This window comes from Streptococcus oralis (genome assembly GCF_003943415.1).
Taxonomy (GTDB): Bacteria; Bacillota; Bacilli; order Lactobacillales; family Streptococcaceae; genus Streptococcus; species Streptococcus oralis_BJ.
Window position 1 is genome coordinate 18,446 of record NZ_RJPK01000007.1, and the last position, 14,196, is coordinate 32,641.

At 42.3% G+C, this 14,196-nt stretch carries 8 protein-coding genes; 1 reads left to right on the plus strand and 7 read right to left on the minus strand.

Annotation, left to right across the window (positions count from 1 at the left end):
* Positions 1-6: 6 nt before the first annotated feature.
* The 7 genes from D8801_RS08535 to miaA all read right to left on the minus strand — a co-directional run bounded on the left by D8801_RS08535 (position 7) and on the right by miaA (position 13,886).
* Positions 7-1,266: an accessory Sec system protein translocase subunit SecY2 gene (locus D8801_RS08535; protein ID WP_125849183.1), complete on the minus strand. Its 1,260-nt coding sequence runs from the start codon at positions 1,264-1,266 to the stop codon at positions 7-9.
* Between the two features lie 677 nt (positions 1,267-1,943).
* The gene (bgaA, locus tag D8801_RS08540) at positions 1,944-9,185 is read right to left on the minus strand and encodes an LPXTG-anchored adhesin/beta-galactosidase BgaA (protein ID WP_125849186.1); all 7,242 of its coding nucleotides are present in this window, start codon (positions 9,183-9,185) and stop codon (positions 1,944-1,946) included.
* A gap of 248 nt (positions 9,186-9,433) precedes the next feature.
* On the minus strand, positions 9,434-10,189 hold the full coding sequence (locus D8801_RS08545) for an SDR family NAD(P)-dependent oxidoreductase (RefSeq protein ID WP_125849188.1): 756 nt from the start codon (positions 10,187-10,189) through the stop codon (positions 9,434-9,436).
* 21 nt (positions 10,190-10,210) lie between these two features.
* The gene (gene rnz, locus D8801_RS08550; RefSeq protein ID WP_125849191.1) at positions 10,211-11,140 is read right to left on the minus strand and encodes a ribonuclease Z; all 930 of its coding nucleotides are present in this window, start codon (positions 11,138-11,140) and stop codon (positions 10,211-10,213) included.
* A gap of 14 nt (positions 11,141-11,154) precedes the next feature.
* A complete protein-coding gene (locus D8801_RS08555; RefSeq protein ID WP_125849193.1) occupies positions 11,155-11,778 on the minus strand; it encodes a cystathionine beta-lyase in 624 nt (207 codons plus the stop codon).
* On the minus strand, positions 11,771-13,009 hold the full coding sequence (hflX, locus tag D8801_RS08560) for a GTPase HflX (RefSeq protein WP_125849195.1): 1,239 nt from the start codon (positions 13,007-13,009) through the stop codon (positions 11,771-11,773). The genes D8801_RS08555 and hflX overlap by 8 nt, the downstream gene beginning before the upstream one ends.
* Positions 13,002-13,886, minus strand: coding sequence for a tRNA (adenosine(37)-N6)-dimethylallyltransferase MiaA (miaA, locus tag D8801_RS08565; RefSeq protein WP_125849197.1), 885 nt, complete (start codon positions 13,884-13,886; stop codon positions 13,002-13,004). The genes hflX and miaA overlap by 8 nt, the downstream gene beginning before the upstream one ends.
* A 120-nt stretch (positions 13,887-14,006) precedes the next feature.
* Here miaA and D8801_RS08570 point away from each other — a divergent pair, with 120 nt between their 5' ends.
* Positions 14,007-14,177 (plus strand): DUF3042 family protein, encoded by a 171-nt coding sequence (locus D8801_RS08570; protein WP_001051782.1) that lies wholly within the window; start codon positions 14,007-14,009, stop codon positions 14,175-14,177.
* Positions 14,178-14,196 lie beyond the last annotated feature (19 nt).

The following is a 14,196-nucleotide window of genomic DNA, read 5'->3' on the forward strand; positions in this document are numbered from 1 at the left end:
ATCCCTCTATTCTCCTTTAAATTCTAATTCTTTGTGGTAGTAAGTCCCAATTCTCAAGATACGTATTTCTTCATGCAAAGGCAAGAGCATACTGACTAAAATGATCAATGTACTTGGTATAGTCAAAAGCAAATTTGGAAGAGGTAGGAAGAAATTAATGAAATAGGGTAAACCAATAAAAACGATCAGGTAGAGTGCTCCTACATTAGATTGTAAGGAAATGTAATGTTTCAAAACTTTTAAAGTTGCTTTCCCAGGCTGGATATAATCTAGGTATTCTCCTTGACGTTGTAAACGTTTCGCTGTTTCTTCTGGTTCTAAGTTGATATAGGCAAATAAAATTGCAAGAAGATAGATAGCAAGCAAATAAAAGGCTAAACTTAAGGGTTTTGTAAAGTCAAATAAACTACCAAAATTTTTTGTAAAACCATGGCCAAACCAGTCTAATACCAACTGAAGCAACATAATAACACTTGAGGCATACATAATAGGCATTCCCCCAGAGGGAAGAAATTTGATAGGGAGGTAAGATTTGCCATAGTAACGACTACTTAACATGACTCGATTTAGAGGCAAACGAATTTCAGCTCTCTCGCAGACCACGGCAATATAGCCCAAGAGCAAAAATGAGATCGCCGCACCTACTAGAAAGGCTAATCCTTCTTTAGACAAAACAGATTGTCCTATCAATACCACTAATTGGTTAGCAAATTGTAGCAGAATTCCTGAAATAATAATAATTGTCTGCCCACCTACTCCCTTGCTAACATTCAAACTAGCCAACCAGATAATAACAAAGCCTCCTGCTACAACAGTTGCCAGTACAGCCATATTATAAATCCAATCATCTACAAGAAGCAAAAAGCGTCCATTTTCCGAACGAGCCGTGTACATAACAGCTATCCCCTGTAACACGGAAAAAATCAAAGTGAGAATCTTTTGCACAAAATCCGCTTTTTTCAATGACCAGGACTGGATATTCCAACTTTTATTCAAGTTGATGACCTGCCAAACGATCATCGTCGTAATCCATGGACCTAATCCCAGAGAAAACATGGAAATCTTAGAGACATCTACTCCTGCTAAGGAATACAAATAGGCCAAGGGATTTTGCTCAGTTATTTGCGAAAAACCTGTATTGCCATTGTATCCTGGAAGTAAAATATGGCGACCAAGTAAATAGATCGCAATGATCAAAATTGTAAAAACTGCTCTTCGGAAAAAAATACTTGTTCGTTTCTGTTTCTTAAGACCGAAATGTTTCATCTGTCATCCTTTATTCTTTATATTTAGCAAGTCTTGCGATCATTTTCTAGCAATGTTCATGCACCATCGTAACAGCAAGACAACTCAAGAAAACAGGCTCATCCCACTGATAATCAAGATAGAATTAACTGGCTTACCATGATATTTCACCTACGAAATACAGGAGCACCTCATGAGTGTAAATCTACTTGGAGCTTCTCTTCTATCCTTGAATATTTTCATGTGAGAACACCTGTTCTTCCATTTTTTCTATTTGAACATTATCAAATGCATAAACGGATTTACTTAATCCTTAAAATTTTTATAAGTATATCAACTCTGTCATCATGATTGACATCTAAAAAACCATTCCCATACCAAATCTCTGAAGGGTAAGGAATTTTACGCTTTCTCATCTGATCATGATTCTTCGAAAGTTGAATGGATTTTTTCCGATTTTTCTCATTAAAAAATCATTTATAAAAATTACCAGTTCCTACTATTGTAGCATATTTATCAATTATTTTCAAACACGACCTCTCTTTTTATAAGTGTGAAGAGCACTTTATGAATTTTGAACAAAATCCATTTGGAATAGGATTGACTATTCTAAACATTTATTTACTATTACAACTCAGACGAAAAAGACCAGAGCGTCACTCTGGCCTTTTCCTGTTCAGTTTAGCTTGTAACTAAACTTAGTCTTCTTTTTTGCGAGTAGTAGCTGCAAGTCCTGCACCTAAGCCCAAGATAGCCAATCCTGCTGCTAAAGCTGACACCTGAGACTCACTTCCTGTATTTGGAAGGTGACCTTTTTCAGTTTGTGTCACTTTTTCTTCTTGAGATTGTGCTCCTGTTTGAGCCAGTTGGTGCGCATCTGGATTGACAGGAACTTGTGGGTTTAGTTCTTCTTCTGCTACAGCAGTTCCCACTTCCACGATACGATCTTGCGCAACTATCTTATCAAAGGTTTCTTTCGATGTACGCTTACCATTTTCGACTTCTACTAGGTGGACACGAACACCTTTTTGACCTTCTTGAAGAACACGACTTTCACCCACATAAAGTTTGTCAGTCTTACGTTCTTGAACTTTGAAATCAATTGCCTCTTCTTCCACTAGGAGTTCTGGTTTGTGATGAACCAAATCTCTGACACCATCAAGTGGTTGAGCCGTACCACGTTTAGTCCCAACTTCCACGATACGATCTTGCGCAACTATCTTATCAAAGGTTTCTTTTGATGTACGCTTACCGTTTTCGACTTCTACTAGATGAATACGAACACCCTTTTGACCTTCTTGAAGAACACGACTTTCACCCACATAAAGTTTATCAGTCTTACGTTCTTGAACTTTGAAATCAATTGCCTCTTCTTCCACTAGGAGTTCTGGTTTGTGATGAACCAAATCTTTGACACCATCAAGCGGTTGAGCCGTACCACGTTTAGTTCCAACGAGAAGGATCCGGTTAACAGGAGCCTGGATCACTTCATGGAGTTTCTCTTCACGAGTTCCGTCTGGGCTAACAGATGTAAGAATGCGTTCCTTACCAACTTGTCCTTCTTGTTCTACACGGCTTTCACCTACATATAGACTTGAATCTTCTTTTTCAACAGTTTGGAAGGCAAGTTCTTTTTCGACAAGCTCAAGACTTGGATTTTCTTCTTGAATAGCAGGGGCTGGTTTCTCAGAAACTGGTTTTTCCTTGACTAGTTGGATACGGTATTCCTTGACTTGTTTTCCACTTTCTGAAACGAGGCGAACAAGTACTGGAAGGTTATCATCGCCACTATCTACAACTGTTGAAGCTACTTGGTCTGTTTCTTCAACTGAAACTTTTGGACGTTGACCTTTATAGGTAATTTGATAGTCTTGACGATTTTCAGCGAAATCAGGAAGTTCTTTTCCATCTACAAGAATCTTCGATGCAGTGCTTTCTTGAGGCAGTTCGCTTGGTGCAAGGAAGGTCATCTCAATCATCGCAACACCGCTCTTGTCTGCTTTACGCTCCATACGCCATCTCATAGCTTTGGCTTTCACAGCTTTAAATGTTACGTTAATTTCATCTCCAGCTTCAATGTCTTTATCCGCACGATAAGGAACAGCTTCCCAATTTTCTGGATTGTTGAATGGATGGGCTGCATCGTAGGCTTGGTAGTTTGAATAGTAGGTAGGCACTTCAAAATCTGGGCCAATATAACGTTCCAAAACAAGTTTAGATGGCGCATCCGTTCCACTATCTGCAAAGAAGTGAAGTTTGGATTGCGCAACAGTCCGTTCTACAATCTTACCATTTTCACGGAAAATAACACCTGTTGATACTTCTGGATTAGAAGATGGTGTTGGAGACCAGTTTGTCCAACGACGATTTTCATTGTGGTCTCCATCATTGATATAGTCTACACGGTCATGTGAACTTGGATCAATATCATTAGTTGCAGAAGCAAAGGCTTGGTTACTGTTTTCATCATAGTTAGGGTTGTTTGAGAGAGCCTCACCAAGTTTGTCCGTCACTCGTACAGTGAACTCCGCAACGAGGTCACTACCAAGGACACGACCGCGAACAGTAAATTGACCTGCTTTTGTCAGATTTTCTGCTGGAACTTCTTCCCATTCAACTGCCAAGTCTTTTGTTTCGTAACCGTCTTTACCCGTGAAGTAAACAGGAACCTTAGTTGGCAATTCAAGTGGTTGCCCTACTTGCAACAAGCGAGCTTGTTTAACCGCTACAACTGGTTTACGAGAGAGCAAGTCTTTATCCTTAGTGAAGTGCAGACGGTATTCTCCTAGGATGTCGCCATTTTCAGCTTTCGCGATAACACGAACTGGCTCACCTTCACGAACACTTGGAACGACGGTAGCGAGACCATTGTTGCTAACACTTGCTGTTACTGCAGGAACTTTTCCATCTGCAGACTCAAGGTAGTAGTCTGTCAATTCAGGGTTGAAGTTTGCTAAGCCTTTACCATCAACTTGGATTCTTGTTTGTCCTTGTTTGGCTGCCGCAACTTGTTTCGCAAAGATTTGTACTTCTGTGATAGAAGTTCCACGCTTATTATCTGCTTTCACCATGCGAATGCGAACAGCATAGGTTTCAACTTTATCAAAGCTAAAGTGATTCATTTCTCCAGCCTTGAGTTGAGCTGGGGCTTTTAGATTTGTAACAGGTTTCCAGTTGGCTGGATCGTTAAATACATGGTTTTCCTCACCTACAAAGCTAGGGTTTTTAGGAGCTGTCGGAACGGTCTTACCAACATAATACTCGATCACATAAGACTTCGGTGCACCTACCCCATGGTCTTCGTGGAATCCGACACTTAGATTATCAACTGAACGTTTGCTCAAGATACCTGAATCTCCAAATAGAACACCAACTGAAGCTTCTGGATTACTACGATTCCAGTTCGTCCAACGATTAGCTGGGCGGTCATTAAAGGAAATCAATTTATCGTTGACGTTTGAAACAGGGTCGCTCGGATTTGAGTCTGAAGCAAAAGCCAGTGGCAATTCTGAACCTGTCCATTGGTCAGAAATGTTTGCACCTTGCTCAGTTTGAGCAGACACACGAACATGAAGTTTGGTAGTTAATTGCGAACCTTCTAGGCGACCATTAACTGTAAAGACACCTTCCTTAGCGTATTGGTCTGATTGAATCGCATCCCATGTAACCTTAGCTGATGAAACGTGACCATTTGAATCGTAGGTACGAACACTTTCTGGTAATTGTGGCGCTTCTGCGATTGGTGTTGTCACACTAACTTCTTCAACTGAAACGATACCTTCTACAGATACTTTAGCACGCGCTTCAAGGTTAATCCCTTCAACTTTACCTAGAACTTCAAAGGTTTGATAATGGTCTAGTTTTTCTTTTGGAATAGCTTGCCAAGTGACTTTGTGAGCTTTAGGGAAACCTTTGTCGTACTCAACAGTTACTGTTGATGGAAGAGTAGGTTCTTGATGCAAGTCAGTCACTACATTTACAGGGCGGATAGATTGTGCAACCTTCTTCTCAGTGTTGGCTTGGATAGTGAGTTCAACTTGGCCTGTAGCTCCCTCATATTCTGCTTTGAGAGTGACTGCTCCTGGCTTATGTAACTCAAGCATTCCTTTACGAACTGCGACTTCCCCTTCACCACTTGTAGAGAAGGTTACTTTATCAGCTGGTAAAACTGCTTGTGTTCCGTCTTGATAGTGAGCGAGTACAGACAATTTGACTGTTTGGTCTTCTTTGAGAGCATCAGCTTTCTCCACTTGTAGGCTCAAATGGTCAATTTTTGGTGCTTCTTCGAGGAACTGAATAGCATACATTTGAAGAGGGCCACCATCTTTTGGTTGAACATAGATGCTTGCACGCATGCCGTTTACTGCACTTGCTTGAAGGACTGTAACATCAGCATTTTCAGCACTTGCTGTAACTTCTGACAATTGGGCACCATAAGCAAGAGTTCGATATTGCATTGGATTTTGACTAGTAAGGCCTGTGACAGCTTCACCGCCAACAGTTACATTTGGTGCTACAGGTGCTGCAGGATTGCCTTCTTCTACTACAAGAGTAGCATGTACGGTTTCGCCTCCTAATTGACCAGTCATTTGAATACGTGATCCTGCTACTGAAAGTTTGGCTTTATCTGCTTCCGCAATCTCCCACTTATCAACTTCGTATTCTTGAACGCTTCCATCTGTTACAGCGATAGAAACGTATTTATCAACAGCATTTAAATCTGTTCCTGGAGCAACACGTTTAACAGTTGGTAGTTCTTTCGCAATTGCTAGAACCTCAACACGAGCCTCTACCTCACGTCCGTCTGCCATGCCTTTAACTGTCACAACTCCAGCTTGACTCACATCAACTGAAGACCATGTTACTGGACGTTTTTCACGACTGCCATCACTGTAAACAAAAGCAACAGTCTTCGGCATTTTCGGTTCTTTCTCGATAACAGTACGTACTTTTGGTACCTCTGTTCCTAGAACTGTCTTTTCTTGTCCTTCTTTCTTACCAGTAAAGACTGTTACTTGACCAGATTTCAAGAGATCCGAATGAGCTGTCAGCGTGAATTTACCTGCTTGTTCAGTTGATTTGACAATGGCAACCCCTTTACCGTTAAAGGCTCTGCGAATCCAAGAGCCATCTGCTTGCGCCTTGTAGCGTTCACGGCTGGCTTGTTCCCCATTATCAACACCGACTAGTTGACCTTGTCCATGCAATTGGAAACGAACCAAATTATTGGCAGTTGGCACTACATTTCCTTGACTATCAACGATTTCGTAGTAGATGTAGGTCAAGTCTTTTCCATCTGCGGCGATTGCGTGTTCTTCCTTGACAAGACGAACACCTGCTGGTTGGCCTGCAGTGGTAATCTTGTCACGTGCAATTTCTTTACCAGCTTCATCACGAGCTACTGCTTCTAAAGTACCTGGTTGGTAAGCAACCTTCCACTCAAGGTAGAGTTCCTTGGCATTGGCGCCTTCTTGGTAGGTACGGCCATCGCTGGTTTGTTTTTTGTTGAAGGTCTTAACTCCGAGAGATTGACCGTTCAAGAACAATTCAACGCTTGCAGCGTTTGAATAGGCGCGAACTGGGATTTTTCCGTCTGCATCAGCTACATTCGCTTTTAGAGTAGGGTTTTCCCAGTTCCAGTGAGGAAGGAGGTGAACCATTGGTTTCTTCTTAACAGAAACCCATTGGCTTTGGTAAAGATAGAAGTCATGTTTTGGAATACCAGCTGTATCTACGATTCCAAAATAAGAGCTCTTAACCGGTGTATGGTTTTGGTTGTGCCATGGAGTAGGCTCACCGATATAGTCCGTACCTGTCCAGATAAACTGTCCAGCATAGCCAGCATTGTCGCGGTCAAAAGTCCATGAATCTGTTGCAGTTTTACCCCAACCAACACGGTCATTACCATAGTCAGACTGTTCGTAGTTACGCTCAGGTCCGTTACTATGTTTCAATTCCTGTTCAGGACGATAGTAACTTCCACGTGTACGGGTTGCTGAAGATGTCTCAGAGCCGTAAATCAACCAGTTTGGATGTTTCGCACGAAGGGCTTTGTAGTTGTCTTCAGAATAGTTGAATCCAACCGCATCCAGTTCATCAGCAATTTTCTCATGTCCACCACTACCATTACCGAAACGGAACTTATCTGCTCCCATGGTAACGTAACGAGTTTTATCAACATCCTTGATAACTTTGACCAAACGTTTTACAGTTGCTAGAGAATGAGCATCACCGTTGGCTTCACCGATTTCGTTTCCGATAGACCACATGAAGACAGCTGGGTTATTTTTGTCTCTTTCGACCATAGTACGTAGATCGTAATCAGACCATTTTTCGCCTTTTCGAGCTTCTGGGTGAGTGGCATCTTTTTCAAAGAAACGTCCGTAATCATAAGGTTTTTTGCCATTATACCAGGTATCAAAGGCCTCTTCCTGAACAAGCAAACCAAGTTCTGCTGCGATTTGCAAGGTTTGCTCACTAGCAGGGTTGTGGGTTGTACGAATAGAGTTAACCCCCATCTCCTTCATTTGTTTGAGACGGCGATATTCTGCTTTATAATTTTCTTCTGCTCCAAGCGCTCCGTGGTCATGGTGCAAGGAAACGCCATGGAATTTAATGCGTTCACCATTTAAAGAGAAGCCTTCATTTGGAGTCCAATTATAGTAACGGTAACCAAACAAATCCTTCTTAGCATCAACCAACTGACCGTCACGGTAAACACGCGTAATCAATTCGTACAAGGCAGGTTTATCATTTAAAACTGTCCAGAGTTTTGGTCTTTCAACTTCTAAAATCGCATCAAGACTTGTTGATTCATGTGCTTTCAAGGTACGACTCGCTGTACGAACCAAGCCCGTTACAGCCTGACCACCACGTTCAACGATTTGATATTCTGCCACCAGTTCATGGTCTTTATCATCTGTATTGATGATTTTGCTGGCTACATGAGTTTCAACCTTGCCATGTTGCTGTTGTTCCAGTTTTGGCGTTAAGATGGTTGTTCCATTTTTCTCAACATGAACTTTATCTGTCACTTGCAAGGTCACATCACGATAAATACCGCTACCTGAGTACCAACGGCTACTTGGTTGTTTGTTGATTGCATGGACAGCAATCACATTCTCACGACCATCTTTGTGAAGGTATTTGGTGATATCGTATGAGAACTGGTTGTAACCATTTGGATAATGTCCTACTAACTGACCATTGACATAGACTTGAGAGTCCATGTAGACACCATCAAAGGTCACACGAACATTCTTCTTGAGATCTTTTTCATCAAGTTTAAAGGTCTTACGATACCAAGCTTCACCACCATTGAGCTGGCCACCTTCGTTTTGGGCAGGTGACTGATGATCAAAATCATTAAAGATACTCCAGTCATGTGGAAGATCCAATTTTTGCCATGTTGATACATCGGCATCTGGTTTCACAGCTTCTTTAGGATTCGCATTGAGTTTAAAGTGCCAATTTTGATTAAAATTCACTTTTCTATCTTCAATCATTTGATTCACTTCTTCATTTGTCGCAGCTTTCAAATCTTCCTTGACAGGCTTTTCTTGACTTGAAGCTTGAGATTCTACCTTTGGAGCTGTTTCTTCAGGTTTGAGAGACACTTTCTCCTCTTTTGGAGCTACAGGTTCATCTTCTTTCTTCTCTGGTTTGCTTGTTTCAGTTGGAGTAGCTTGACTTTGGTCAACACTTGCAACATCCTTGTGTTCTGCTACAGCTTGATCTTCTTTTTCCTCCACTGCTGGACTTTCCTCTTTTGCTTGTTCCACAGTGTGAGTAATTGGAGTTTCATCCGCGAAAACTGGTGATTCTCCAACGACACTTCCTCCAAATAGAACCGCACAGGTTCCAATCATGACAGAGCAAGCGCCTACGGCAAACTTACGAATGCTGTAGACTCTTTTACGATTCCAATGGCCTTTTTCCATAAAATCCTCCTTTGGTAACCGCTTCCATTTCATTGTAAGCGTATTACTTTTCCATAGCCTTTTACCACTATTTTATAAAATAATATAAGAAACTTCAATACTGGCAGCATAAAAATCATACTTTTGATTGTTTTTTCTAAAATTTGTAGAAGATTTAAAAAATGTGAATATAGATTTAGAACAAAAACAAACAATTTTTGACACTCAGTTAAATATTATAAAAAAGTTCCTTTTGTAAGGAACTCCTTTTACTTATAATTAAATATTCCCCCTGCCAACTTATCAGCTAGTTTAGGAAAGAGGCTATAAAATTTGTGGGCTAAATTGAGCAAAAGTGGAAGATTGAGTTCTCGTTTATTTTTTCCTATGGTTTTGACAATCTTTCTAGCGACTGCATCTGGTTCCAAGAGAAAACGGTCCACAGACTGGAGGTAGCTGCCATCTGGGTCGGCCTGGTCAAAAAAGGCAGTACGAATCGGTCCTGGATTAACCGTCGTTACATAAACACCATAGGGCATCAGTTCGAGGCGCAGAGCATTTGAAAATCCAATAGCCGCAAACTTGGTCGCTGAGTAGAGACTGGATTTTCCTGTAGCTATCAAACCTGCCATGCTGACGATATTGATGATATGGCCTTTTCGGCTTTCTTTCATACGAGCTGCAAGACGACGAGACAGATTCATCAGGGCAAAGGTATTAACCTCGAACATCTGGTGAATGTCTTGATCAGAGATCTTGTCAAAGTCTTCAAAAATACCATAGCCAGCATTGTTGATTAAGACATCAATTTTACCATAACGGAGATAGAGGTCAGCTACCAGATCTTCTAGAACCGAGTCATCAGTAATGTCGATTTCAATCAATTCCACATGGGGATGGTTTCCATATAGCTCCGACAGTTTTTCCTTGTTTCTACCTAGTAAGATGAGTTGGTCATCTGGCAAGAGTTTGACCATTTCTTGGGCCAATCCGCCACTAGCTCCTGTAATGAGAATAGTAGACATGCTTCGTCCTTTCAATAACTGTTAGATTTCCACTTCTTCCAAGTCTTTGACCACATGGACATTTTCAAAAACAGTTGCCGCATCCTTCTTGAGATGGCTGATATCTTTTGAGAGGAAGCGGGCGCTGATATGATTGAGCAAGAGGCGCTTGGCTCCTGCTTCTGCTGCTACTTGCGCAGCCTGCATATTGGTTGAGTGACCGTGATTGCGGGCAATTTTCTCATCACCCTTTCCATAAGTCGATTCATGGACCAGGACATCAGCATTGACGCCTAGACGCACGCTGGCATTGGTTTTTCGCGTGTCACCAAGAATAGTAACTACCTTGCCAGGTCTCGGTGCTGAGATATAGTCTGCCGCCTTGATTTCAGTTCCATCATCCAGAACAACATCCTGACCGTTTTTGATTTTTCCAAAAAGCGGGCCAAATGGGACACCAGCAGCCTTAAGTTTTTCAGCATCCAGCGTTCCTTCCAAGTCCTTTTGCATGACACGATAGCCAACGCAGAAAATAGTGTGGTCCAACTCCTCTGCATACACAGTGAATTTATCGGTTTCAAGGATTTTCCCCAGAGAATTTTGGTCAAACTCATGAAAATGAATGCGGTAGGGCAAACGAGAACCGGACACACGAAGACTGGTTAAAACAAATGACTTAATCCCTTGGGGACCATAGATTTCCAAATCTGTCTGCTCTTCATTGGCCTGAAAAGCACGGCTGGAGAGAAAACCTGGTAAACCAAAAATGTGGTCTCCATGCAGGTGGGTGATAAAGATTTTGCTGACCTTACGTGGTCGAATCGTGGTTTCCAGAATGCGATTTTGCGTTCCTTCGCCACAGTCAAAGAGCCAGACTTCGTTAATCTCGTCCAAGAGTTTCAGAGCGAGACTAGAGACGTTGCGGGCTTTAGAGGGCTGACCAGCCCCTGTTCCTAAAAATTGAATATCCATTCGATACTTTCTAATTAATCAATATATAACATGGCTGTGCGGTTTTCCGATCGGAAATAGCGCTTGCCAGAAAAAGCAGCAGCTTCTTGCAGTAAATCCTCTTGGCTATAGCCTTTGAGACGTTTGCGACCATCAGCCAAACTTTCCAAATCTGTCAAGGCTGTGAGATTTTTGACACTAACAACTTCCTCATCTCCGACAGCTTTCATGTAAATCTTTCCAGACTCTTCAAAGACGAGTTGATGGGGGAAAATTTGCGCAATCTCAAAAAGCAAGTTATCTGTGATTGCTTCCTCAGCTTCTGAGAAAATGCGACAAAGTCCCTCCCTCTCATAGCAAAAACCAAAAGATTTGCCAGATAAATTAAGCCGAATAAAAGGCTTGTTTTCAAAGGTGAAACTTGGCTCAACATTGTAGAGGTTTAGTTCCTGACTGACTTCTGAAAAATAATCAGTCGCTGCTTCAGGGCTCTTTTTCTGATAAAGTTCAGCAAAGTAAGCATTGACTACACTCGGAGGAGGTGTGATGAGAGCCAATTGCTCCTGCTCTGTTTTACCAGCTAGAAGCTGATCCAGATAGACCTTGTCTAGACTCGTATAGCCCCCATATTTTAGAGCCAAAGTTTTGATATCAATCATAAAATTCTTCTAACCTCCATTTATTTTTCTCGGAAATATAGCCTATAATGACTTCCCCGTCATCTTGATAATCGCGCTCTTCAAGAATCGCCACACTTTCTAAATCATGAATCTTGTAAGACTTAGAAAAGGGCACGCGTAGAGTAAAGGGTTCAAAAATTTCCTTGATCTTATCTAGCAATAAAGCTTGCAAGTTCTCACGACTATCCTCAGACTTGGCAGAAATGAGGGCATAAGGCGTTTGAGTAGGCGTGAAATCCTCCACCAAATCCGCTTTATTATAAAGGGGCAGACGAGGAATATCCTCCATATCCAAGTCTTTCATGATGGATAGGACCGTTTTTTCATGTTCCTCATGGTAAGGATTGCTGGCATCGATGACATGAACCAGAAGATCCACATGTTTACTTTCTTCCAAGGTTGACTTGAAACTGGACACCAATTCAGTCGGCAAATCTTGGATAAATCCAACCGTATCAGTCAAGGTAACCTGAAGATTACCTCCCAAATGGATACTCTTTGTCGTCGCATCCAGAGTCGCAAACAGCTCGTCTGCTTCATACTGGGTCTTAGTGGTCAAGGTGTTCATGATGGTTGATTTCCCAGCATTGGTGTAACCAATCAAACCAATCTTAAAGGTGCTAGACTCCAGACGTTTTTCTCTGACTGTCGCCCGATTTTTCTCAACCACCTTGAGCTGGCGCTCGATATCTGTGATTTGGTTGCGAACACTACGACGGTTCAGTTCCAGCTGGCTTTCACCAGGTCCACGGGAACCAATTCCCCCTGCCTGGCGGCTGAGCATAATCCCCTGACCAACCAAGCGAGGTAAGAGATACTTGAGCTGAGCCAAATGCACTTGGAGTTTCCCTTCATGGCTTCGAGCCTGCATAGCAAAAATATCCAGAATCAACTGCATACGGTCAATAACCTTAACTCCCAGAACTTCCTCTAGATTGACATTTTGCCGTGGTGTCAGACGGTTGTTGACAATGACAGTAGTAATTTCTTCTGCATCCACCATGAGCGCAATTTCTTCCAACTTACCAGAACCGACGAAGGTCTTGGAGTCATACTTTTCACGTTTTTGTCTGTAGCTATTGACAACGACTGCCCCAGCTGTCTTAGCCAGACTGGCCAACTCTTCCATGGAGAGGTCAAAATTGTCCATTCCCTGCAGTTCTACACCAATGAGTAGGACCCGTTCCTCTTTTTTCTCCGTTTCAATCATCTAAAAACTCCTCTATCTGGCTAAAAATACTCTCTTGCACACCAGACTCTCCGAACTGATAAAAAGTCACCTGCATGCGATTACGGAACCAGGTCAACTGACGCTTGGCAAAACGACGAGTCGCCTGTTTGAGACTCTCGCTCGCCTCCTCAAGAGTTTGCTCCCCACGGAAATAAGGAAAGAGTTCCTTGTAGCCAATGCCTTTGGCTGCCTGCACATCTGGATAATTTTCAAAAAGCCACTTAGCCTCATCCAAAAGCCCAGCCTCAAACATCAGATCCACTCGGTGGTTGATACGTTCATAAAGCTGACTGCGTTCATCATCCAAGCAGATAATCAGAGGTTCATACAAGGTCTCTTGATTTTCCAAATCCTGACCAAAATGGACAATTTCCAAGGCACGCATGGCACGACGACGGTTGAACTGGGGAATTTCAAGGCCTGCTTGCTCCACAAGATGGGCTAATTCCTCATCTGAATAAGGCTCCAAACTAGCCCGATAGGCTACAATCTCCTCATGAGGTGTCTCCCCACCTAAATGGTATCCTTCCAGCAAGCTCTGGATATAAAGCCCTGTGCCTCCAGCGATAATAGCAAGCTTGCCACGACTTTGGATGTCCTCTATGGCTGCCTTAGCTTCTGAAACAAAATCAAAAGCCGAGTAAGACTCGGTCACCTCTCTGACATCAATCAAATGATGAGGAACAACAGCTTGCTCCTCCGGGCTAGCCTTGGCTGTTCCAATATCCAACCCTCTGTATACTTGCTGACTGTCACCACTGACCACCTCTCCACCAAAGCGCTTGGCTACTTCAATAGCAAGGGCTGTCTTCCCAACAGCAGTCGGCCCAACAATCACAATTATTTTTGTTTTCATCTTTTTTCCTTGAAAAATTCCCATTTTTTCGTTACTATTATTATATCACAAAAAGGTCAGTCAGAAAAATGCTATCTCTTGAGGAGCCTGGCTGATCGGGAAGATAAAGGAGGAAGACTCATGGCTAAAGGATTCGCTAAAGGTCTTGTAACAGGTGTCGCAGGAACTGTCGCTGCCGTTGCAGGTGCAGTATACGCAATTAAAAAGAAAGTGATTGAGCCAGAAGAGCAAAAAGCAGCTTTCATCGAAGAAAACCGTAAAAAAGCAGCTCGCCGTCGCGTATCACACTAAGCAACAAAAGAAGTTGAGA